The organism is Xenorhabdus budapestensis (assembly GCF_017743015.1).
GTDB classification, from domain to species: Bacteria; Pseudomonadota; Gammaproteobacteria; order Enterobacterales; family Enterobacteriaceae; genus Xenorhabdus; species Xenorhabdus budapestensis.
In genome coordinates, this window is the sequence record NZ_CP072455.1 from 1803633 (window position 1) to 1827503 (window position 23871).

The window sequence follows — 23871 nt, forward strand, 5'->3', positions numbered from 1 at the left end:
TTCATTAATTATGCATTGTTCTTGTTGTTAATGAAATTCTGTAAGGCATGAGCCCAAACAGTAACGCAGCACCTGAAATGTAAAGCTGAACGTTTGGGCAAATAATGTTAACCAAATAAATGATGAATGCTTTTATTGATGATTAGTCCTCCAACCATCAACCAGATAAACAAAAGAAAGGCTAACAAAATAGGTTTAGTGCCAGCTTGACGAATTGCACTGACATGGGTTGTTAATCCTAAAGCAACCATAGCCATTGTTAGCATGATAGTATCAACAATAATGATATAGCTGACAATGGATGCAGGTAATAACTGGAGAGAGTTGAAACCTGCTGTAACGATAAAAAATACCGCAAACCATGGGATGGTAATTGACGCTTTTCCATGATCGTTGGCACAGTTTTTAGCCTCTGTACGACTAATATAACCAGAAAGCAGTAACAAAAAGGGAGCCAGCATCATGACGCGGATCATTTTGCTGATAACGGCCGTATTTTCAGCATCATTTCCTTGTGTATGACCAACAGCAACGACTTGGGCAACTTCATGAATGGTAGAGCCGGAAAACATGCCAAATTCTGTTTGAGAAAAAGAGAACCACTGATGTTGGATGTTAATTTGATAAAACCAGGGATAAATAAAGATGGCAAGTGTGCCGAATATCACAACTGTAGAAATGGCAACGGCGACGTTGTCGGAAGAGGCCTTGACGACAGTTTCAGTAGCCATAACCGCAGCGGCACCACAAATGCTGCTTCCTGCGCCAATCAGCATGACTGTCTGACTATCCATTCTGAAAAAAACGTGCCCAAGCCATAACGCAATAAAAAAAGTGGAGGATAGCATAATAACATCAATCAATATGCCTGTTACTCCAACATCGGTGATTTGCTGGAATGTTAATCGAAAGCCATAAAGAATAATACCTGCTCTCAACAGATAGTGTTTGGCGAAATGGATCCCTTTGCCACAAGTTGATTTTAATGAAGGATATAGCGTATTTCCGACAATAATCCCCAGTAGAATTGCGATGGTCAAAACACTGAGTCCCAGATTGGTAAACCATGGGATCTGGCTCAGATAAGTGGCAATTGTTGTCAGTATTACAGTTAATACAAATCCGGGAATGAAATGTAGTGCAAGGTGACGGAGAGCTGTGCCAGTTGCATCAATTTTACTTTCAGACATTATTGCCACTCGTATTACTTATGTATTTTAGAACTAAGCATATAGCAAATAATTTAATTATTAAAATTTATTATTTTTATATATTTAACCATTAAATTGGATTAATTAAAGGCGACTTTTGTTAAGTTGCGTAATAGTGTCTAAAATCAAGATTATCTTATCATTTTATTTTTTGCTTCCCGCGAGGCCATATGCGTATCACTCTGAGACAGCTGGAGATTTTTGCAGAAGTTCTGAAAAGTGGTTCAACGACACAGGCTTCTCAACAATTAGCGTTATCACAATCTGCGGTAAGTGCTTCATTAACAGATCTTGAAGGGCAGTTGGGTGTACAGCTTTTTGACAGAGTAGGAAAACGACTGGTTACTAATGAACATGGTCGTTTGCTCTACCCTAAAGCATTGGCACTGCTTGAACAGGCTGGTGAGGTGGAGCAGCTTTTCAAATTGGATTTGGGAGCACTGCGACTGGCAGCCAGTAGCACGATTGGTAACTATATGTTGCCTGAAATGCTGGCGAAATACCGTCGGGATTATCCTGATACACCATTGGAGTTGAATATCAGCAACACTGAAGATGTTATAAAGTCGGTTGTGGAATTCCGGGTCGATTTGGGCTTGATTGAAGGATTGTGTCACAATCCTGAATTAATTAGTCAACCGTGGATGAAAGATGAACTGATTATTTTCGCTTCACCAGGAAGCCCACTGGCGAACGCTAATTTGACGGTGGAAGATCTGATTAAGGCCCCCTGGATATTAAGAGAGAAAGGTTCAGGAACAAGGGAAGTTCTCGACCATCTTTTGTTCTCACAGATGCCTCGGTTCAATATTGCAATGGAATTAGGCAATTCGGAAGCCATCAAACATGCCGTTCAGTATGGAATGGGAATTAGCTGTTTGTCGCGTCGGGTTATTCGGGAACAGGTACAGAATGGCACATTGATTGAATTAATGATACCGGGGCTACAACTTTATCGTACGCTTTATCTGATTTATCACCGACAGAAACACATGTCTAATGCATTACAAAAATTATTGAGCTACTGTCATTAGCATCAATTTAATGCCATATGGAATGACATATAATCGTGTAGCTTATAATTGGCGGCTGATCATGAAGGTATCTTATAACCGCCAATCGCCGCTATTCTGGAGACGAAGATTTGTTACAATCCTGCACTAAAAATTATTCTCGATGATATAGGAATAGAATGTCTCAAGAACAAAGCACGCCACGGGATCAGGCTCCAAAAACCTTGCGCCGTGAATTAAAAGCACGACATATGGCGATGATTGCCATTGGTGGATCAATTGGCACAGGATTGTTTGTTGCTTCTGGAGCGACCATTTCGAAAGCTGGCCCAGGTGGAGCCTTGCTTTCATATGCACTGATCGGCCTGATGGTCTATTTTCTGATGACCAGCTTGGGTGAATTGGCTGCTTACATGCCGGTATCAGGGTCGTTTTCTACCTATGGTTCCAATTATGTTGATGAAGGCTTTGGTTTCGCATTAGGGTGGAACTATTGGTACAACTGGGCTGTTACGATAGCAGTTGACCTTGTTGCCGCTCAATTGGTGATGGGATATTGGTTCCCGGATGCACCGGGCTGGATATGGAGTGCTTTATTCCTTAGCTTGATTTTCCTGTTGAACTTTATTTCAGTTAAAGGGTTCGGAGAATCGGAATATTGGTTCTCCCTAATCAAAGTTTCTACAGTTATTGTTTTCATTGTTGTCGGCATTCTGATGATTGTCGGTATCATGAAAGGCGCCGAAGGAGCTGGCTGGCATAACTGGGCTATTGGTGATGCACCGTTTGCTGGTGGATTTGCGGCCATGATTGGGGTGGCAATGATTGTTGGTTTCTCGTTTCAGGGGACTGAACTTATTGGTATCACAGCAGGGGAATCAAAAGATCCCGCGAAAAACATTCCCCGTGCTGTACGTAAAGTATTCTGGCGTATCTTATTATTTTATGTGTTTGCCATTTTAATTATCAGCTTAATTATTCCTTATACAGATCCGAGTTTGTTACGTAATGGTGTGAAGGACATTAGTGTCAGCCCATTCACATTGGTATTTGAAAATGCGGGGTTATTATCAGCAGCAGCCGTGATGAACGCAGTAATCTTAACCGCTGTACTATCTGCGGGAAACTCGGGAATGTACGCTTCTACCCGCATGTTGTTCACATTAGCACGAGAAGGTAAGGCACCTAAGGTTTTTGGTCATCTGTCAAAAGGCGGTGTTCCACGTAACGCGCTTTATGCTACAACCGTGGTGGCGGGATTATGTTTTCTCAGCTCAATGTTTGGCAACCAGACGGTATATTTGTGGTTGTTGAATACCTCGGGTATGACAGGTTTTATTGCATGGCTTGGTATTGCGATTAGTCACTATCGTTTCCGTAAGGGTTATATTGCTCAAGGGCGAGATCTCAATGAACTGCCATATCGCTCCGGTTTTTTCCCTATCGGGCCGATTTTTGCATTTATCCTGTGTCTGTTGATCACATTGGGCCAGAACTATCAGGCATTCCTGCAAGATACTATAGACTGGTATGGTGTTACGGCGACTTATATCGGTATGCCATTATTCTTAATTATTTGGTTTAGTTACAAGCTGAAAAAGAAAACGCGTTTTGTCAAATACAGCGAGATGGAATTTCCATCATTAAAGAATACAAATTATGAATAAATTGTTAATGGAAAATCGATAGAATGATGCTTTTTTATTAATATATTATTATTTGTATTTTATAAAAAACTGCCTGTTCTGTGATGGAATTTGCAGTTTTTATTTTTTATAGAATTAAAGCAAAATTATAACAATTAAATTTCGGTTATATCGATTCAATTGAATTGATAATTATTCTTATTTGCTTTATTGTTAACAGCAAAATTATTGCATGAAGAGGCTAACTAAAGTGAAGTTTGGATTTCAAACAATCGTGAAAGGCGTGAGTATCAGTCTATTGGCAAGCTCTGCGATGATGACAAGTTTTGCATCTTGGGCTGAAACAGTCACGGATGTTGCTGGACGTACTGTAGAAGTGCCTGAAAAAGTCAATCGTATCTTGTTGGGTGAAGGTCGTTTATTCCACGCAATCGCATTATTAGAAGGAGATAAACCTCTGGCTCGTATCGCGGGTTGGCAGGGGGATTTCCGTAAACTTGACCCACAAACTTACTCTATCTATAAAGCCAAATTCCCTGAAATTGACAATATTCCTCTGATAGGTAACACCAGTGCTGATAGTGTCAGTTCTGAAAAAGTGCTGACGTTGAATCCTGATGTGGCTATCTTCGGTTTGTCTGGTCATGGCCCAGGCAAAAACAGTGAATTGGTTAAACAATTAGAAAAAGCAGGTACTCCTGTTGTTTTTGTTGATTTTCGCAACAATCCACTGAAAAACACACTACCGAGTATTCGTATGTTAGGTAAGGTGCTGCACCGCGAGGAACAAGCGAATGCTTACGCTGATTTTTATGAAAAAAATCAGAAACTGGTAACTGATATTACTGACCGTATACCAGCAGAGCAAAAACCTTCTGTATTTATTGATCTGAAAGCAGGTTCTATCGAAGATTGCTGTGGTACGGCAGGCAATGGCAACATGGGGAACTTTATTGATCTGGCTGGCGGTAAAAATATCGCTAAAGATGTTCTGCCAACTCCGCTGGGTACAATGAATCTGGAAAAAGTGATTGCTGTTGATCCTTATATTTACATCGCCAGTGGTGCGCAAGATCCCGGTGAGAAGGGCGAAGGTATCCAGATGGGCGCTCAAACTTCCGTAGATATTGCCCGCGCTGGTTTGAAATCCATCACTGAACGCAGAGGCATTAATAACCTGACCGCAGTGAAAGAAGGTCGTACCCATGCTATCTGGCACCATTACTATAATTCGCCTTATAACGTTGTAGTTACCCAAGTTTTTGCTAAGTGGTTCTATCCTGAAAAATTTGCTGATTTAGATCCACATCAAACATTAAAAGAACTTCATTCTAAATTCTTAGCTATTGAACCAGCAGGCACATATTGGGTCAGTGAGAAATAAGCAGTAACAGGTAATAAAAATGAGCGTCACTACCGAGCCTATGCCAATGGTGAAACAACAAGGTGAGTATGATATCAAAGCACACTATCGTCACATTCTGCATCGACGTATTGCATGGATTTTGTTGATAGTTTTGGTTATCTGCATCTCTTTAGTATTGGACTTTACAATGGGGCCATCAGGGTTATCTTTATCTGCTCTCTGGCAGACACTGATTTCGCCGGAGAGTATGGATGCAGGAACCCGGGTAATTGTCTGGGATATCCGATTACCTTATGCCTTGATGGCGGTAGTGGTTGGCTTGTCTCTGGGGCTGGCGGGAGCTGAAATGCAGACCATTCTGAATAATCCGTTGGCCAGCCCATTTACATTGGGCGTTTCCAATGCCGCTTCTTTTGGTGCGGCATTGGCAATCGTATTGGGTATTGGTATTCCGGGAATACCTGATCAGTGGCTTATCTCTGCAAATGCTTTTATTTTTGCTCTGTTGGCTGCTTTGATGCTTGATGGTATTACACGTTGGACAAAAGTTGCCACTTCTGGCGTGGTGCTATTTGGTATTGCAATGGTATTTACCTTCGATGCGCTGGTTTCTATGATGCAGTTTATTGCGACGGAAGATACCTTGCAGGGGCTGGTTTTCTGGACAATGGGCAGTCTTTCAAAGGCAACATGGGGCAAACTGGGTATTTTGCTGCTGGTATTCCTGATGCTTATGCCTGTTTCTATGATGAATTCCTGGAAACTGACCGCTTTGCGTCTAGGGGAAGATCGGGCAATTAGTTTTGGTATTAATATCCGCCGTCTCCGGTTGGGAACTTTATTGCGTATTAGTATTCTGACCGCACTGGCGGTGGCGTTTGTCGGGCCGATTGCGTTTATTGGCCTGATTGCTCCCCATATTGCCAAACTGATGTTTGGTGAAGATCACCGCTTCTATTTGCCAGCGAGTGCTCTGATTGGTGCACTGGTACTATCAATGGCGTCTATTGCGTCCAAGAATTTGATCCCAGGTGTCATCATACCCGTGGGAATTGTGACGTCTTTGGTTGGTGTTCCTTTCTTCTTGAGCATCGTGTTACGCCATAGGGGGAGTGTATGAATCAGGGATTGAAAATCAGTCGCTTCACGGCGGGTTACCCAAAGCATCCTGTTATTGAAAATTTGGATGTAAACCCACTACCGCGTGGGAAAATTACGGTATTACTCGGGCCTAATGGTAGCGGAAAATCAACGTTATTGCGTTCACTGGCGGGTTTAAATAAAGCCAATGGTGCTCTGCTGCTGGATGGGCAGGATTTAATGCAGATGGATTTTTCCCAACGTGCCCAGAACGTAGTTTATTTGCCTCAATCATTGCCTGCGGGGGTCCATCTGCATGTGCTGGAATCTGTGATTGTTGCTCAACGGGCATCAGGTGGTGTCAGCAGTGATCAGTGTGAACAAGAAGTCATGGAATTGCTACGTCAACTTGGAATTGAGCATTTGGCTTTAAATTATTTGGATCAATTATCCGGTGGACAAAAACAACTGGTTGGTTTAGCTCAATCATTGATAAGAAAGCCGACACTATTATTATTAGATGAACCATTAAGTGCGCTGGATTTAAATTACCAGTATCACGTTATGGATTTAGTCGCACGTGAAACACGTCGCCGTAATATTATTACAGTCGTTGTTGTGCACGATATTAATATTGCTCTGCGTCATGGTGACCATATATTAATGTTGAAAAAAGGTGAATTAATTTCTGAAGGTTCACCTGAACAGGTAATAACACCGGACAGTCTGGCTCAAGTATATGGTGTTAAAGGCCGGATAGAACGTTGTTCTCAGGGAATACCTCAAGTATTAATTGATGGCCTCGTAATGGATTTGGCTGGTTAGAATAATAAAAAGAATAAGTTGTTTTATTTAAATTGAAGAGTAAATAAAAAATAACACTGGTGGGGATAAATTCTTATCCCTGCACGTTGAGTTTATGTCGATTATCCAAATTAAATAGTTTTATTCTACAACTTGGAGAATCGGGAATGGTTGTTTTTGCAAAGAAAAAAATCGTCTTGGGCATTATTGTTACTGTTTCATCTGTTTCAGCCAGCGCTGTTTTGACTGCTAATGCGGCTAATAATGGCGAAGATAAAATTATTGTTACCACTGCTGCGGGTTTTCAGCAAAAAATTGAAGATGCGCCAGCCTCTATTTCAGTGGTTAGTCGTAAACAGTTGGAAACTAAAGCTTACCGTGACGTGACGGATGCATTGAAAGATGTTCCGGGAGTAGTAGTTACGGGTGGTGGTGGTAGCAGTGATATCAGTATTCGTGGTATGTCGTCACAATATACAATGATTCTGATTGATGGTAGGCGTGTTGACACCCGCAGCACTCGTCCAAACAGTGATGGGTCAGGTATTGAACAGGGATGGCTACCACCGTTGGCATCAATTGAACGTGTTGAAGTTGTACGTGGGCCAATGTCTTCCCTTTATGGCTCCGATGCAATGGGCGGGGTTATCAATATTATTACTCGGAAGGTTCATAAAGAGTGGAATGGCAGCCTACATGCAGATACTACCCTGACTGAACGTACAAAATCAGGTAATAGCTACCAAACCAGCGCTTATGTTGCAGGACCGTTAATTGATGGTTTACTGGGATTAAAGGTTACTGGCCTGTTTTCTCACCGTAATGAAGACAAATTTATTGATGGTTATAGAAAACAAGAAATGCGTAATGGTGCGGCAACTTTCTCTTTAACACCGGATGAGCAAAATAGTTTTGATTTTGAAGTCGGGCGTTATGAGCAAGATCGTGATGCAACAATTGGTAAGAGCCGAGTATGTACGATAAGATCTTGTGAAGATAATACCAGCCGTTATGCACGCAATAATTACTCGATAACACATAATGGTGTTTATAACTTTGGTACAATGACATCTTATATTCAGCGGGATGAATCGAAGAACCCTGAACGTGAGATGAAATTCGCAGATACTATTTTTAATAATCAAACCACATTTACCTTAGATGATCATACAGTAAGCGTAGGAGGGCAATATCGTTATGAAGACCTGCGCGATAATGGAAATAAATCGACGTCTGAAAAAAGTACAAATACAAATAAGCTAACTCGCTGGAGTTGGGCGTTGTTTGCTGAGGATGAATGGCAAATCATCAATGACTTCGCTCTGACGGGAGGTATTCGTCTAGATAAAGATCAACTTTTTGGTGCCCATATAACCCCTCGCTTATATGGAGTCTGGCGTGCTGATGAGCAATGGACAATTAAAGGTGGTGTCACTACAGGATATCGCTCACCTAATTTGCGACATGTTGCGCCTAATTGGTTGCAAGTGACGGGAGGGGGACGTAGCAATGGCGTGATCGAGAGTGATCCAAAACTGAAACCAGAAAAAAGCGTTAATGAAGAAATTAGCGTGATCTGGAACAACCAAGAAAACTTTAATGTAGGTGTCACAATCTTTAATACAAACTTTAAAGATAAAATCACTGAATTTAACATTTGTAGCAAAAAAGACAAATCACTTGTATCTTGTGAGTCAATTGGCAAGGGTGATTATGATTTTGTTAATGGAAGAATGAACGTTGGTAAAGCCAACATTCGTGGTATAGAGACGACCATAAATTGGGATATCATAGAAAATCTATCATTGGCAGCAAACTATACTTACTCCTATTCTAAGCAGAAAACGGGTAAGTTTAAGGGCCAACCATTGAATAAGATGCCAACACATATGGCTAATGCAACCCTAAACTGGCAAACATTGCCAGAAATGGAAACATGGGCTCGTATTAATTTCCGTGGGAAAACAAAGAATTTCCAGTACCGTTCATCAATAAGAAGTGGCACACCTTCTTATTCCTTTGTTGATCTGGGTATGACTTATAGTCTAACGAAAAATTTGAGAGTACTAAGTGGTGTTTATAACGTCTTTGATAAACGTGTGACGGATGAAATGCACGGTGCGACTCTTGACGGTCGCCGTTACAATATCGGCATTAATTATGACTTTTAATTAATATTTCGGTTTTTATTAATTAAAGTCATTATTATTAACGATTAAATGTAATATTAAATCTGTTCTTTATCGTAATTATGACTAAGAGCAGATTTTTTTGATATCATGCTTGTCATAATTAAATAGCAAATAATTTACTTCTGTGCTAAAAAATTATTAATCGCCAATCAAAGGATATGATGGCATTGAGTTTCTGAACTCCTTCAGTAAGAAGAGATTCCTGCGTACTCTTTTGTATTGTAAAAAATAATGAATTTTTAGTGTGATAGCCCTTGCTATTTCTGGACTTGAAGTGCAAAATGCGTCCACTAAAAATAACTGGTGTGTAATTATGCATCAGTTATTTTTTTTGCATTGAGTTATTTTTTACAACACCAAGAGGCCGGATATTCTCCGGATCGATACTGACCATAAGCAGCTACTAATGAAAAGAGCTGCTGTATTGAGGAACGCAAATATGGAGCAATTATTCGCTTTTGCACTTGTGCCAATTGGCGCTCGCTGCTGCAATGATGATTATGGGGCACGGCCCTCTGTCAGTTCGCTATCTTCCAACTCTTCTTTCTTTTCTGTTTATAGACAGATGCGAAGTCTACCCAGTAACTATCGATTAAGTAGTTGTAGTGATACCCAGATCGAAGTTATGGGAGGTTTCGCTCATGTCGCATAATACTACAGCCACTCTCGCTACTGTTCAGGCAAGTACCAACAATCGGGTTCAACTGAGAAGAACACTGACTTTATTTCAAGTAGTCATGATGGGGCTTGCCTATATGCAGCCGATGACTATCTTTGATACTTTTGGTATTGTTTCCAAATTGACGGATGGGCATGTCGCGACATCTTATGCTATCGCGCTGATTGCAATTTTATTTACAGCTTTGAGTTACGGGAAACTGGTAAAAAGATTCCCGTCAGCAGGTTCTGCCTACACTTACGTACAAAAATCAATGAATCCCCATCTTGGGTTTATGGTAGGTTGGTCATCTTTGCTAGATTATCTGCTTATGCCGATGATCAACATCCTGCTGGCAAAAATTTATCTTCAGGCTATTTTTCCTGGTATTGATCCTTGGGTCTTCGTGGTTGGTCTGTCGGTGTTAATGACCGTTTTCAACCTGAGTGGTATTAATGTTGTTGCAAATCTCAACGGTCTTATTGTCGTTGTTCAGATTGCCGTTATGGTTGTGTTTGTCGGCTTATTAATACACGGCATACATAGCGGTGAAGGTGCAGGAACACTATTTAGTGCCCGACCATTTACATCAGAAGAAGCGAAATTGATTCCAATGATTACCGGGGCAACGATACTTTGCTTCTCATTTCTTGGTTTTGATGGCATCACTTCTCTGTCTGAAGAAACACCTAATGCAGGCAAAGTGATCCCGAAAGCGATCTTCCTCACTGCGTTGATCGGTGGTGTTATCTTTATTGCTGTCTCCTATTTCTTACAGCTCTATTTCCCGGATGTTTCTCGGTTTAAAAACCCGAATGAATCTCAGCCAGAAATTATACTGTATGTTGCTGGTGCACTGTTCCAGGCCATTATCCTGGTATTCTCTTGTGTCACTGTAATGGCTTCTGGTATGGCGGCACATGCGGGTGTGGCTCGTTTACTTTATGTTATGGGGCGCGATGGTGTATTGCCAGAGAAAATATTTGCCTATATTCATCCGAAGTGGCGCACACCTTCAATCAACGTTATCTTGGTTGGGATAGTTGCCTTATCAAGTGGATTTTTGAATTTGGTGGCGGCAACTGCGTTGATTAACTTCGGGGCATTGGTTGCATTTACTTTCGTAAACTTAGCAGTAATTTCGCAATTTTACGTTCGTGAGCGTCGTAACAATACTTTGAAAGACACTATCAACTTCCTTTTGTTGCCATTATGTGGTGCAGCAACAGTAGGGGTATTGTGGACAAATCTGGAAGCAAGCTCTATGGAGTTGGGCCTGATTTGGGCAGGGATCGGTCTGATTTATATGTTCTTCCTGACTCGCAGCTTCCGGCAACCTATGCCACAATTCAGTGAATATGTATAAAATTCATTGCTATATTATTTTTATAAAACAGCACCTTTGAGTGCTGTTTTTTTTATCAATAACAAATTAATTTTAATTAAAAAATAATCAATATACGTCATATAATATGATTAAACTTTGTCCTTAATAATTTCATTAAAGGTATTTCCGTTTGATTCTACATTAAGGTAAGAAAATCATTATGAATGAAGTTAATACTCCTCAAAATCAGCAACTCATTGCAATTCTTACTCATATTGTGGGCTCCTCTCATATTCTCACTGAACCTCAAAAAACAGAACGCTATTGCAAAGGCTTTCGTTCTGGGCAAGGAAACGCCCTTGCTGTTATTTTTCCCGGCTCATTGTTGGAGCAATGGAAAGTTTTCAAGGCATGTATAGAAGCGGGCAAAATTATTTTAATGCAGGCTGCTAATACGGGGTTAACGGAAGGTTCTACACCCAATGGTAATGACTATGATCGCGATATTATCATTATCAGTACACTGAGAATGGATAAGATACAGGTTCTCAAATCTGTCAATCAGATCATTGCATTCCCTGGTAGCACATTGTGGAATCTGGAAAAAGTATTAAACCCGCTTGGCCGTGAACCGCATTCAGTAATTGGCTCTTCCTGTATTGGTGCATCGGTTATTGGTGGCGTTTGTAATAATTCTGGTGGTTCCTTAGTTCAGCGCGGGCCTGCTTATACAGAAATGGCTTTATATGGACGTGTGAATGAAAAAGACGAAGCCAAGCTTATCAATCAATTAGGTATAGAATTGGGGAACTCGCCAGAAGAAATCCTGACCTGTTTAGAAGAACAACGTTACCGTATTGAAGATATTCAGCAAAATAAAAGAGTAGCTTCTGATCATGAATATACCCAGCGTGTTCGTGATATTGATGCGGACACTCCATCACGTTTTAATGCTGATGAACGCAGGTTGTTTGAAGCCTCAGGCTGCGCAGGTAAATTGATTGTTTTCGCCGTTCGTTTAGATACCTTCCCGGCAGAACCTTCTACACAAGTATTCTATATCGGTACTAATCAACCGGAAGTGCTGACAGAATTACGCCGACATATCTTATCGAGTTTTCAACACTTGCCGGTTGCTGGTGAGTATATGCATAGGGATATTTTTGATATCGCTGAAGTTTATGGCAAAGATACCTTCGTTATGATTGATAAACTTGGCACAGATAAAATGCCAAAGTTCTTCAGCTTAAAAGGGCGAGTGGATGCCATTTTCGGCAAAATTCCTTTTTTGCCAGCACATTTAATAGATCGGGTAATGCAGGGACTAAGCCGTTTGTTGCCTTCACATTTACCCACGCGGCTGAAAGCGTATAGGAATCGTTTTGAACATCATTTGTTATTAAAAATGTCTGGTGAAGGTATAAAAGAAGCGAATGAATGGTTAGAGAGCTATTTCAAACAGGCAGAGGGTGAATATTTCGTCTGTACCCCAAAAGAAGGTGCTAAGGCTTTTTTACATCGCTTTGTAGCAGCAGGAGCAGCTATTCGGTATCAGGCAGTGCATAGCAACGAAGTAGAAGATATTTTGCCGTTGGATATTGCCCTCAGGCGTAACGATCGTGAGTGGTTTGAACATCTGCCGCCAGAAATCAATGACGCACTGGTACATCGTTTATATTATGGTCACTTTATGTGTCATGTATTTCATCAGGATTACATTGTCAAAAAAGGTAAAAATATTAATGCATTGAAAGAGAAGATGCTGGAAATTTTAGATCAGAGAGGAGCAGAATATCCTGCTGAGCATAACGTAGGTCATTTGTATAAGGCTAAGCCCCAGCTTAAGCAGTTTTATCAAAAGAATGATCCGACTAATAGTTTGAATCCAGGGATTGGTAAAACATCTAAGTTGAAAAATTGGGGAGGAGAGTGCGGAGGTCAATGTTTTGATAAATGTTCTGATCATCAGCATGACTAGAGTAATTGAACAAAGATTGAAAAAGACAAAACCTGAGTTCTGTCTTTTTCTGTCTTGACTGAAATTTATTCAGCTAGCTGAACTGCATAATCTATCAATGCCTTTAATTGACGGCATTTCTCTTCATCAGATTGGTGTTCAATAAAAAGTTGTTCAATAGTTGCAAAATATTGGGTGATATTTTCTTGTGTCAGTATCTCCCGGCGATGCTGCAACCAACGCTGCTGTTCATCATAATCCAAAGTTGCCGAATAGTTTCTGGCGCGGTAACGGAACAGAAGTGCTTTAATGCGTGTATCTTGAAACGTTAAATCCAACGCAGGCAGATTTTGAGGAATGGTTCCACGAATAATTTCCATCGCAGTTTTATCAGCGTCACTGAAAAAGCCACTATATATCTTAGCATCAACATTATCGGATTCTGGAAATTCCTCTGGATGAGAAAACAATTCGACCACTTTTTCCCTGATTTGTGGATTGCTATGTAAGATAGCCAGATTTTGTGCACATTGGTTGCGATCTAATCCAACCCGTTCTGCATCTTGGGAGCGCAATGTATTTTCAGGCGCAATAATCGGGCATTTATTGATATGCACCAGTTTGATGGGAACAGGCGTTTGCTCTGATTGTAATTCATCTCGTCGGGTATACAGGCGTTCACGTAATTCATCCGCATTAAGCTCCAGCAAAGGTGTGATATCACCTGCCAAATCACACATGATAACGGCATTACGGTTTGTTGGATGCCAGGCCAAAGGTGCAATCAGGCTAATATTACTACGTAAAGTGCCAAACATGCCTGATACATGTACCAGCGGTTTCATTTGTGGAATATCAATTTGATTGCTGATTTTTTGTTTATTTCTTAACTGGAAAAAATAATCGAACAGCTTAGGTTGTGCTTGTTTAATCAGCTTCGCCATAGCAATAGTGGCGTAAACATCTGACATGGCGTCATGGGCTTGAGTATGTTCAACGCCATTGGCTTTTGTCAGATGTTCCAGTTTAAAGCTGGGTAGACCATCATCATTTTCTGGCCAGATGATCCCTTCTGGGCGCAGGGCATAGCAGGCACGTAACACATCAAGCAAGTCCCAACGAGAATTACCTTTTTGCCAACTATAAGCATAAGGATCGTAGAAATTGCGATAAAAGATATTACGGCTGACTTCATCGTCAAAACGGATATTGTTATATCCGAGAATACAGGTATTGGGTTTACTGAATGCAGTATGGATCAGGCGTGCAAATTCTGCTTCATTAACCCCTTTCTTCAGTGCTAATTGGGGAGTAATTCCCGTAATCATGATAGCTTCAGGATCAGGGAGGTAATCATCAGCAGGGGCACAGTACACCACTAACGGCTCTTCAATGATATTAAAATCACTGTCAGTACGAACTCCCGCAAACTGTGCAGGACGATCTAAGGCAGGATGTTTACCGAAGGTCTCATAGTCATGAAAGTAGAAAGTGGGGGTTTTATCGTTATTCAAGGCAATTCTGCATCCATTGGTTGTTGGTTTAATTAATTAGATTTCAATGTATTATTCTTGTCTATCAGTCATGCTCATATAATTTGAGTTGTCTTACCCGTGGTAAGTTAGTTTGTCATGTGGCTAGATTAAAGATATGGTAACCCATAGGCCTATTACGTCAATAAATTATCGAAACTGGCTTGTCTATGTGTTGCCTGAAATTGTATTGTGTAGTCAGCATAAAAATTATCGGTCTAATTAAAGAAAGGTGTAAAAAATGGACAACGCGAATAAGCCGACATTCCATAATGTATTAGAGTTTGTGCGTATCTTTCGTCGCAAAAATAAATTACAACGAGAAATCGTAGACAATGAGAAAAAGATCCGAGACAACCAAAAACGTGTACTGTTACTGGATAATTTGAGTGATTACATTAAACCGGGAATGTCAGTTGAAGATATTCAAGGAATTATCGCCCATATGCGTAGCGATTATGAAGAGCGAGTTGACGAATATATTATCAAAAATGCTGAGTTGTCTAAAGAACGCCGCGAATTATCCAAAAAGCTTAAGGCAATGGATGGCGGAGTGAAATAAGATATTGACCACGCCGAAAGGCGTGGTTACTTTATCAACTCCAGTGAGGTTTTAGTTCAGGATCGACCAAAGCGTAAATCTGGTAATAAGCCTCTTTTTCCTCAGCCATATGTGCCAATTGCAAAGCGACATCCTTACGACTCACTATACCGTGAATTTCTCCCTGATAACGTTGGCAATGCCCTGTACCTGCTTGATTAGTCAGACCACCGGGACGAACAATTGTAAAGTCTAATGTACTGGTTTGCAGATAACTTTCTGCCAGTGATTTGAGTCTGACTGATTGACCGAATAATGATTTGGCACGTGGTGATAAGGTGTGCCAACTATCACCACATCCTATGGATGTAACCAAGAGCATGCGTGAAATTTGAGCCTTTTCCAAAGCATCTATGATAGCAATATTGCCGTAGTGATCTGAGTCACCTCCTCCGATGGTTGAAAAAACAATGGGATTTTCTCCGGCATGTTCAATTGCTTTTTCTATACTTCGGCTGTCACAGGCATCACCTTGTATCACATTCACACCTATTGAGCTTAGTTCAATAGCTTGTTGCTCATTACGGATTAATGCCGTAATCGGGCGATTTTGTTTCAGTGCGATATCGGTCAGATAGTGTCCGATCCCTTTGCCCGCGCCAAAAATCAACCAAGGTCTAGTAGACGAAATTTTATCCATAATAATTCACCGCTTTAAATAATAACTATCTGAGTTTATTGGGGTTTTCTGACCATAGCCCCGATTTGTTCCCTTGCTCCCTCTTAGCCCTTGCTACGTCTGGCTTTCAACGGAAAAATCGATTTTGAATAGCACTTGATAAAACGTGATAACCTGTTGAATATAGGTTTTTTTATTTTTTAAAAAAATTCATGTAATCCGTTTGGCTACCTTTGGCATCATTCCTGTTTATTCTTTCTGTCTTGACCTATACGATTCAATGTGTCAATGAGGGTTGTTCTTTTTACACCAAAATTACGGCAAATGGCAGCTTTAGACATGCCTCCTTCCAATGCAGTAAGAATTGCATCCAACTTTTCACCTGTAATCGCCAGAGGTCTTCCCCCTCGTTTTCCTCGTCGATTTGCTGCTGCTAAACCTGCAATCACTCGTTCTTTCGTCAACGAACGTTCATATTGCGCTAATGCACCAAACACATGAAACAATAATTCACCTGATGGGGTTGTTGTGTCCATCCCTTCAGTAAGCGACCGGAACTGAATATTTTTACTTCGTAGCTGATTTATAATGCTCAGTAAATGAGGCAAAGAACGGCCAAGTCGGTCTAGTTTCCAGACAATCAAGATATCGCCGGGCTGAACAAAATTGATGGCTTCGACTAATCCTGGACGATCATCTTTTGCCCCGGAGGCTCGGTCCCCAAATAAATGTCGAGGGTCAACGCCAGCAGCCAACAGAGCATCACGTTGAAGGTCGGTAGTTTGGCGATCAGAAGAGGAAGAGACTCTCATATAACCGATAAGCATGTACGGAAAACCTATAACTTATAATTTTCGTATGGTATAGCATACCGACAGGGTTTTTCGTATACTTTTTTACCAAATTATTGATGTATTTCCGCTTGATTGTAGAGGCTGTCGAAAAACAACTGTTTTCCGATAGACTTTAGGCTAATTTCCACAGAAAGAAAGGGGGGCTAAGATGACGTCTTCGCGTTTATCCATTCTTACCAATGAAGAAATTCACTCCCTTTATGAACTCCCTGATATTAATGACGAAGAAAGAGAATTCTTGTTTGAGTTAGACGCTGAAGACATAAAATACCTTGACTCAATAAAAAATATATCTCAGAAAATTAATTATATACTTCAATTAGGATACTACAAAGCGACCAATTACTTTTTTCAATTTAGTTTCCAAAAACGAAAGTCTGATGTCCTTTTTATCTTAAAACGTTATTTTCCTGATGAAACTTTCCCTAAAAAGCAAATAGCGAGAAAATACCACTATAATAATCGACGTTTTGTGATAAACAAATATGGCGTAATTGACATAAATAACGTGATTATTAGTCAATTAGAGAAAAAAGCCAAATCACTAGTCAAACGCCACGCTTTACCTAAATTTATCCTTCAAGAACTATTAGATTACTGTTTAAATAACAATCTATTACGTCCAGCTTACTCAACAATGCAGAACATTGTTTCTCGCGCACTTCGCCAAGAACAACAGAGATTAAATAATAAGTTTTATGCCAAAATAGAACCGACGATTCGAAGCCAATTAGATAACCTTTTGAATATGGATGATTTATTTTATAAATTAACGCTGATAAAAAAGGATCAGAAAGATTTCACCACAACGGAGATAATCAATACAGTTAAAAAGCAACAAATGATCTATCCTCTTTTTTATGAATCAAAAAAGCTCATTTCTCGCCTTAATACCTCTGAACAAAATGTGATTTATTACGCTAATTTGGCTGAATTTTATACTATTCAAAAATTAAAGCGATTTAAAAGCCGTAATCAGGCGAGATTATATCTCCTTTGTTATATTCATCGCCGTTTACTCATTTTTAATGATTATTTGATGAACAGTTTTTCCTACAAAATAAACAAATACAAAGATGATGCCGAGCAATATCAGCGCTCGAAAGTTGAAACTGTTGAAGCTGAAGATAAAGAACGTAGAGCACAGGCAAGTAAAATATTAGCAATCAATATCAACAAATCCATTCCCGACCACCAAATCAGGGAAAGAGCGTTTGAGGTTATTCCTCAATCAAATTACAAAAAATTTCTGAAAGATTTCCATAAGCCAAATTTAAACCGTGATTTCTATCGCTGGGAATGGTATGGACAGCAATCTCTTGTTATCAAAAGAAATCTTCGACCAATATTCAAAGTATTAGAATTCACCTGTACAAATATTGAATTACGAAGTGCGGTGACATTTTTTAAACGTTATCTCCTTGAAGGTGGTGTTAATTTCCACTCTATTTCTATGGATGATATTCCTTTTGATTTTTTTCCAAAAGCACAACGTAATCACCTATTTTATAAAATAAAATCAATAGATGGTAAACAAATCAAATCGATTGATTCAGGCCGTTACGAATTTATGCTGTATTTTTACCTGATGAAAGGCATTGAAAATGGTACTGTATTTATTCGAGATAGCAATAATTTTAGGTCACTGGAAGACGAGTTAATTAATGCTGAGGTATGGAAAAGAGATAAAGAAAAAATTCTTTAATTTTAGGTCACTGGAAGACGAGTTAATTAATGCTGAGGTATGGAAAAGAGATAAAGAAAAAATTCTTTCACAGTTAAATATGCCATTGTTAAAACACGATATCTCTAATTTATTGGAGATATTAGAAATATCCTTAGAAAATAAATACCATGTCGTTAATACCCGTATCCTTAAAGGTGAAAATACTGGCTTTAAAGCCAAATACAAAAAGAATGGAGAATTAATTAAGTGGAATATCCCTTATATTAAGACAGATATTGATGTACATAACCGCTTGTTTAAGAAGTTACCCGTATCAAGCATTGGTGATCTTATGCGTTTTGTTGCCGAAGAAACACGTTATATCAAATCTTTTACTCATATTCAGCCTCGTCACGCAAAAACAGAACCAAACCAAGAGGCGCTTCATGCGGTCATAGTTGCAAGTGCTACAGGTATAGAACCGGCTAAAATGCAAGAAATCAGCGATGTTGAAGCTAACAATTTCGAAAATATGCAGAACAATTTTATCCGAAAGCAAACACTCAGCCACGCAAGTGATCTGATTATTAATGAAATGAAAAAACTCCCTATTTTCAGTGAATATAATCTTGCAGACTATGGAGTTCATGCCAGTGTTGATGGACAAAAATTCGGTACAAAATACAGTACAATAAAATCTCGGTATTCAAAAAAGTATTTCGGATTATTGAAAGGAGTCGTTTTATATTCGCTTAATGCAAATCATCTGCCTCTCTGTCTTAAAGTGATTGGAGCTAATGAACATGAATCACATTATCTTTTAGATATCATTGAAAGTAATCAGTCCGACGTTGAAATAGCTTCCATTTCCGGTGATATGCACAGCATTAATCGGGTGAACTTTGCATTACTCCATTTATTTGGATACCGTTTTATGCCGAGATTTAAACAGCTAAACAATAAAGCTAATAATAACTTAGTGGGATTTCAGGAACCCAAAAAATATGCTAGATATGTGATAAAACCGAGTGATAAAGCAGATATTGGGTTGATTATTAATGAATGGGATAATGTTTTAAGGATCTTAGCCTCCTTAGCATTAAAACAAACAACACAAAGCCAAGTTGTTCGTAAGTTATCGGTTTATAAAAAGAATCCTACATTGAAAGCACTGATAGAATTTGATCGGATCATCATGAGTGATTATATATTAGACTACATAGATTCGAAAGAAATACGTGAAATTGTGCAGTCCAGCCTTTGTCGTGGTGAATCTTACCATCAATTAACATCAGCAATAGCAAAGATTAGTGGCGGTAAAGTGTTAAATGGAAAAGATGAAATAGACTTGGGTATCAATGCAGAATCCATTCGCCTTATTGCAACAATAGTTATTTTTTACAATGCACAGTTGCTATGTCGACTCTATGAGTATTTTTTAAAGAAAGATCAACAAAAAGCGAAAGCGATAGCTCAAATGTCCCCCGTTGCTTGGCGGCATTTAAGCTTCTTAGGAAAATATGAATTTTGCAACAAAGACAAAAACATTAATATTCAAAAAGTTATTGAATTACTATTGATGAGTGCAGAAAACGATATTTACCTTGAAAACCTGTCGTAGCAAGGGGAGCGAGGGAACAAATGGGGGCTATGGTCGGAAAACCCCTTATTGGAATCGGAGCTCAAAGGAAATGAAACAGACGGCTTTGTAGCGTAGGTGATAAGAAATGGCTCCTAAAAAAGGAGCCATTTGATTTTATAGGCGATTATGTTATTCGATTATTCGAATGACTGTGGCTTTGACATTACTGATGTTGCGACGCTCGTTGCAGAATGCCCGCCTGCACTTCCTTTTCCTTTAAATGGATAAGCAGGGCGTTGCCATTCAGTAATAATGACTGGTTGCGCCGCCATATCCGGTGCCGGAGCTTTAGTCATTGGGGAATAAGCGTGATGATTTTTTGCCACGATGATCGGTTCTGCCATGTGACGTGCTTCTTCCTCAGATTTATGTAATACCGTGTTATGCACAGTTTCAACCTGATATGCAATATCATTGCTGATAGCTGATCCTACAGGTTCCTGTGTTGGCGTTGCAGTCAGTTCAGAGGCAGGCTCTGTAGCTGATGTCACAGGAGAATGGATCACTGACTCAGTTTTAACATCTTCGTAATTGATTGTGGTTTTCTCTGCCTCTGTTGCTTCAGTAACAGCAAAGATTGAGATTGGTTCAGCAATTTTTGTAATCGCAGGAATTTGTGTGATATCAACGGATTGCTCTGATGCTATTTCTTCAATAGCAAAAATTTCAGTTGAAATCTCTATTTCAGAAATTGTTACTACAGGTGTGACAGGGTAACGAACCCAAACTTTACCTGATGCCAATTCAGGTGAAACTACCGCCATTGCAAGAGGTACAGGTGATTGTGTCAGATTACGTTCATCACGATAACGACGACGACGTTGCCCGCTGACACGCAAATGGCGTGGTGAACGTCGGGAACGACGTGGCATGATGTTATCTTGTTGCTCATTACCTTGCAGAGAACTTTGTACAGATGAGGTTTGCACACTTGTATTTTGCGCAATGGATTCGTCTGAAGCAGAAGGCGGAGTCGTTACTTCCATTTCTGTATTGATAACAGCTGGTACAGAAACTTTTTTCTCTTCTTCTACGATTACTGGAGCAGATTCAGATGTGACTGCTGGTAAGGTAGCAATAACAGCTTTTTCTTTCACGCTATCTGTAATACGGATTTTCTGCTCAAGCTGACGACGTTGGCGTCTCGGCATAACAGGTTGACGTTCTTCGATTTCTTCCTCTGGAACTTCAGTTTTGCTTACTTGTTGCGCTTTGATTTCCAACTGTTGCTGGCGTTTTTCTTCCTGACGGCGGCGTTGACGCTCTGCACGCTGTTCACGGCGCTGTTGCTGCTGAGTTTCACGAGCCTCGTTATCTATTACAGTATCATCCTGCACATTATTTTTAGGCTGAACATTACGTCCTTTACGTTGTTCATCACGCTCACGATTATTACGAGTTTCGTTCTCGCTGCGCTCACGACGTTGGTTTTGGCGGCGTGAATTATGGCGATCTGATGAACGGCGATTATCGTTACCGGAAGATTTTTTGCTCTTTTCCCGTGGTTGTTTCTCTTCCTCGCCACTGAATGTTTTTTTCAGGGCTTTTAAGAGGCGGCTGAACAAACCGGGTTTGTCTGCTTTTTGCTGATTGTTCGCTGCTGTTTTTTTCTCTTTTATTTTTGCCGTTACAGGTACAGGAGTTTCTGTAGGCAAATCGAAAGTTGAAATAGCAGGTTGTTCAGGACGTTTGCGTTCATGCTGTGCATCTTCCTGAACATTTGCCATTTCCGTTTCATGAAGTTGTGGAAGCTGATAACTCAGGGCAGAAATTTCCTCACCTTTACGAACACGTAAAACAGAGAAGTGTGGGGTCTGCATTTGGTCGTTTGGAACGATAACCACTCCGACACCACCCTGACGATGTTCAATCGCACTGACAGCTTTACGTTTCTCATTCAACAGGTAGGAAGCGATCTGAACAGGAACAATAGCATGAACCTGATGAGTATTTTCTTTCAGGGCCTCTTCTTCTATCAGACGAAGAATGGACAGGGAAAGTGATTCATTATCGCGAATGGTTCCTGTACCGCTACATCTTGGGCAGACATGATGACTGGATTCACCCAGTGATGGGCTTAAGCGCTGACGTGACATCTCTAGCAAGCCAAAGCGGGAAATACGGCCTATTTGAATACGGGCACGATCTTGGCGAACTGCATCACGCAGGCGATTTTCAACCTCGCGCTGATGGCGTACTGGTGTCATATCAATGAAATCGATAACGATAAGGCCACCGAGATCTCGCAGGCGTAATTGACGGGCAATCTCATCTGCGGCTTCCAGATTCGTATTAAAAGCGGTTTCTTCAATATCTCCCCCACGGGTTGCGCGGGATGAGTTGATATCAATTGCGGTCAACGCTTCAGTGGTATCAATGACGACTGAACCACCGGAGGGTAGTCTCACTTCACGTTGGAAAGCGGATTCGATCTGGGACTCTATCTGGTAATGGCTGAATAGGGGGACTTCACCACTATACAGTTTGATTTTGCTGGCAAAATCAGGGCGGCCGAGAGCTGTGATATGCTGACGTGCCAAATCGAGGATTTTAGGGTTATCGATCAAGATTTCCCCAATATCCGGACGCAGGTAATCACGGAAAGCTCGTACGATAACGTTACTTTCTTGGTGAATCAAAAAAGGCGCTGGATGATTGTTTGCAGCTTTCTTAATCGCTTCCCAGTGTTTCAGGCGGAAGTTCAGATCTCCTTGTAAGGATTCTGCGGATTTGCCGACACCGGCTGTACGGACGATAAGCCCCATACCTTCAGGGACTTCAAGAGAAGAGAGTGCTTCTTTTAATTCGATGCGGTCATCACCTTCGATACGACGGGAAATACCGCCTGCTCTTGGATTATTTGGCATCAGAACCAGATAGCTGCCAGCCAGACTGATAAAGGTTGTTAAGGCTGCACCTTTATTGCCTCGTTCTTCTTTATCGACCTGAACGATAACTTCCTGGCCTTCTTTAAGTATGTCCTTAATGTTGGGGCGGCCGTGGGCATGATAATTACTTGGAAAATATTCACGAGCAATTTCTTTTATAGGTAGGAAGCCATGTCGTTCTGCACCATAATCAACAAAAGCGGCCTCAAGGCTAGGCTCAATCCGTGTAATTTTACCTTTGTAGATATTTGCCTTTTTTTGCTCGTGCCCAGGACTTTCAATATCCAGATCATATAGACGTTGCCCATCAACAAGGGCGACACGCAACTCTTCCTGTTGGGTTGCGTTGATTAACATTCTTTTCATTCTAACTTACTCATTATTTTTTACATTAGTATAGAGCTGCGAGTAAAAAGAGAAGCACTACTGGTAACCGATGACCTCGTGTCTTTTACAAAACCGCCAGCCTCACGGCTATCGTTTGTATAGAGGTGCCTAATTGTCGGCGAGCCTGAATTTCATTTCTTTCATTGGAAGAAACGCAGCGCTCTTTATTGGGGGATACTGTAATAAATAGTACAGGTTCTACCCAGTCCAGTAAGTTGCAACCCACAGCCCATAAATTGTTTGATTAAACATTACGTCTTACGCCATTGCTGCGTTTTTGTTCAAACAAACAGATAACAAACAATTTCAATCTGCCATTCATAGTTTAGTAAACTGTGGCCGGAAAGCATTATTCCATTGCTGTTGGGGTGATAGCAAGGTGACTTTATCGCTTTAAGAGTTTTTTATCATGAAATAGTGATAAGTTG

General features: G+C 40.4%; 17 protein-coding genes. 12 read left to right on the forward strand and 5 right to left on the reverse strand.

Translation table 11 applies throughout. The features are described 5' to 3' along the window. Positions 1-107: 107 nt before the first annotated feature. Positions 108-1190, reverse strand: a complete 1083-nt coding sequence (locus HGO23_RS08225; protein WP_209028524.1) for a YeiH family protein — start codon at positions 1188-1190, stop codon at positions 108-110. A 191-nt stretch (positions 1191-1381) separates the two neighbouring features. Between HGO23_RS08225 and yieE the strand changes: the two genes are divergently transcribed. The 9 genes from yieE to dld all read left to right on the forward strand — a co-directional run bounded on the left by yieE (position 1382) and on the right by dld (position 13275). Continuing rightward, the gene (yieE, locus tag HGO23_RS08230) at positions 1382-2245 is read left to right on the forward strand and encodes a DNA-binding transcriptional regulator YeiE (RefSeq protein ID WP_099134795.1); all 864 of its coding nucleotides are present in this window, start codon (positions 1382-1384) and stop codon (positions 2243-2245) included. Between the two features lie 158 nt (positions 2246-2403). Then, positions 2404-3891, forward strand: coding sequence for an amino acid permease (locus tag HGO23_RS08235; protein WP_099134794.1), 1488 nt, complete (start codon positions 2404-2406; stop codon positions 3889-3891). A 229-nt stretch (positions 3892-4120) separates the two neighbouring features. After that, the gene (locus HGO23_RS08240; RefSeq protein ID WP_280529534.1) at positions 4121-5254 is read left to right on the forward strand and encodes an ABC transporter substrate-binding protein; all 1134 of its coding nucleotides are present in this window, start codon (positions 4121-4123) and stop codon (positions 5252-5254) included. Positions 5255-5273: 19 nt separating this feature from the next. Beyond that, complete coding sequence (locus HGO23_RS08245; protein ID WP_099134792.1) at positions 5274-6356, forward strand: FecCD family ABC transporter permease; 1083 nt, start codon at positions 5274-5276, stop codon at positions 6354-6356. Next, the gene (locus HGO23_RS08250) at positions 6353-7141 is read left to right on the forward strand and encodes an ABC transporter ATP-binding protein (RefSeq protein WP_209028526.1); all 789 of its coding nucleotides are present in this window, start codon (positions 6353-6355) and stop codon (positions 7139-7141) included. Before HGO23_RS08245 ends, HGO23_RS08250 begins: the two co-directional genes overlap by 4 nt. Positions 7142-7287: 146 nt before the next feature. Then, the gene (locus tag HGO23_RS08255; RefSeq protein ID WP_209028527.1) at positions 7288-9291 is read left to right on the forward strand and encodes a ligand-gated channel protein; all 2004 of its coding nucleotides are present in this window, start codon (positions 7288-7290) and stop codon (positions 9289-9291) included. A 460-nt stretch (positions 9292-9751) separates the two neighbouring features. Continuing rightward, positions 9752-9964 carry a hypothetical protein gene (locus tag HGO23_RS08260; RefSeq protein WP_209028528.1) on the forward strand — a complete coding sequence of 71 codons (213 nt, stop codon included), beginning with the start codon at positions 9752-9754 and terminating at the stop codon, positions 9962-9964. Next, positions 9954-11336 carry an APC family permease gene (locus HGO23_RS08265; protein WP_209028529.1) on the forward strand — a complete coding sequence of 461 codons (1383 nt, stop codon included), beginning with the start codon at positions 9954-9956 and terminating at the stop codon, positions 11334-11336. The genes HGO23_RS08260 and HGO23_RS08265 overlap by 11 nt, the downstream gene beginning before the upstream one ends. Before the next feature lie 181 nt (positions 11337-11517). Then, on the forward strand, positions 11518-13275 hold the full coding sequence (gene dld, locus HGO23_RS08270) for a D-lactate dehydrogenase (protein WP_209028530.1): 1758 nt from the start codon (positions 11518-11520) through the stop codon (positions 13273-13275). A 65-nt stretch (positions 13276-13340) separates the two neighbouring features. Here dld and sbcB read toward each other — a convergent pair whose 3' ends face one another. Then, entirely contained in the window at positions 13341-14768 is a 1428-nt protein-coding gene (gene sbcB / locus HGO23_RS08275) for an exodeoxyribonuclease I (RefSeq protein ID WP_209028531.1), read from the reverse strand. A 259-nt stretch (positions 14769-15027) separates the two neighbouring features. Here sbcB and tmaR point away from each other — a divergent pair, with 259 nt between their 5' ends. Then, positions 15028-15348 carry a PTS system regulator TmaR gene (gene tmaR / locus HGO23_RS08280; RefSeq protein ID WP_038260346.1) on the forward strand — a complete coding sequence of 107 codons (321 nt, stop codon included), beginning with the start codon at positions 15028-15030 and terminating at the stop codon, positions 15346-15348. A gap of 34 nt (positions 15349-15382) precedes the next feature. Here the strand turns inward: tmaR and HGO23_RS08285 are convergent, their stop codons facing one another. Together HGO23_RS08285 and HGO23_RS08290 are read right to left on the reverse strand one after the other, a co-directional pair. Then, complete coding sequence (locus tag HGO23_RS08285) at positions 15383-16027, reverse strand: SDR family oxidoreductase (RefSeq protein ID WP_209028532.1); 645 nt, start codon at positions 16025-16027, stop codon at positions 15383-15385. 218 nt (positions 16028-16245) lie between these two features. Next, positions 16246-16833 (reverse strand): recombinase family protein, encoded by a 588-nt coding sequence (locus HGO23_RS08290; RefSeq protein ID WP_209028533.1) that lies wholly within the window; start codon positions 16831-16833, stop codon positions 16246-16248. Positions 16834-17008: 175 nt separating this feature from the next. On the opposite strand from HGO23_RS08290, the gene HGO23_RS08295 reads away from it, so the two are divergent. Both HGO23_RS08295 and HGO23_RS08300 read left to right on the forward strand, forming a co-directional pair. After that, entirely contained in the window at positions 17009-18565 is a 1557-nt protein-coding gene (locus HGO23_RS08295) for a DUF4158 domain-containing protein (RefSeq protein ID WP_209028534.1), read from the forward strand. Next, the gene (locus tag HGO23_RS08300; protein ID WP_209028535.1) at positions 18525-20147 is read left to right on the forward strand and encodes a Tn3 family transposase; all 1623 of its coding nucleotides are present in this window, start codon (positions 18525-18527) and stop codon (positions 20145-20147) included. Before HGO23_RS08295 ends, HGO23_RS08300 begins: the two co-directional genes overlap by 41 nt. Positions 20148-20305: 158 nt before the next feature. Here the strand turns inward: HGO23_RS08300 and rne are convergent, their stop codons facing one another. Then, complete coding sequence (gene rne / locus HGO23_RS08305) at positions 20306-23422, reverse strand: ribonuclease E (RefSeq protein ID WP_209028536.1); 3117 nt, start codon at positions 23420-23422, stop codon at positions 20306-20308. Between the last annotated feature and the right edge of the window lie 449 nt (positions 23423-23871).

Coding starts and splice junctions, on each gene's coding strand:
- HGO23_RS08225 (WP_209028524.1), bottom strand. CDS start 1,190: ATGTCTGAAAGTAAAATTGATGCAACTGGCACAGCTCTCCGTCACCTT.
- yieE (WP_099134795.1), top strand. CDS start 1,382: ATGCGTATCACTCTGAGACAGCTGGAGATTTTTGCAGAAGTTCTGAAA.
- HGO23_RS08235 (WP_099134794.1), top strand. CDS start 2,404: ATGTCTCAAGAACAAAGCACGCCACGGGATCAGGCTCCAAAAACCTTG.
- HGO23_RS08245 (WP_099134792.1), top strand. CDS start 5,274: ATGAGCGTCACTACCGAGCCTATGCCAATGGTGAAACAACAAGGTGAG.
- HGO23_RS08250 (WP_209028526.1), top strand. CDS start 6,353: ATGAATCAGGGATTGAAAATCAGTCGCTTCACGGCGGGTTACCCAAAG.
- HGO23_RS08255 (WP_209028527.1), top strand. CDS start 7,288: ATGGTTGTTTTTGCAAAGAAAAAAATCGTCTTGGGCATTATTGTTACT.
- HGO23_RS08260 (WP_209028528.1), top strand. CDS start 9,752: ATGGAGCAATTATTCGCTTTTGCACTTGTGCCAATTGGCGCTCGCTGC.
- HGO23_RS08265 (WP_209028529.1), top strand. CDS start 9,954: ATGTCGCATAATACTACAGCCACTCTCGCTACTGTTCAGGCAAGTACC.
- dld (WP_209028530.1), top strand. CDS start 11,518: ATGAATGAAGTTAATACTCCTCAAAATCAGCAACTCATTGCAATTCTT.
- tmaR (WP_038260346.1), top strand. CDS start 15,028: ATGGACAACGCGAATAAGCCGACATTCCATAATGTATTAGAGTTTGTG.
- HGO23_RS08285 (WP_209028532.1), bottom strand. CDS start 16,027: ATGGATAAAATTTCGTCTACTAGACCTTGGTTGATTTTTGGCGCGGGC.
- HGO23_RS08290 (WP_209028533.1), bottom strand. CDS start 16,833: ATGCTTATCGGTTATATGAGAGTCTCTTCCTCTTCTGATCGCCAAACT.
- HGO23_RS08295 (WP_209028534.1), top strand. CDS start 17,009: ATGACGTCTTCGCGTTTATCCATTCTTACCAATGAAGAAATTCACTCC.
- HGO23_RS08300 (WP_209028535.1), top strand. CDS start 18,525: ATGCTGAGGTATGGAAAAGAGATAAAGAAAAAATTCTTTAATTTTAGG.
- rne (WP_209028536.1), bottom strand. CDS start 23,422: ATGAAAAGAATGTTAATCAACGCAACCCAACAGGAAGAGTTGCGTGTC.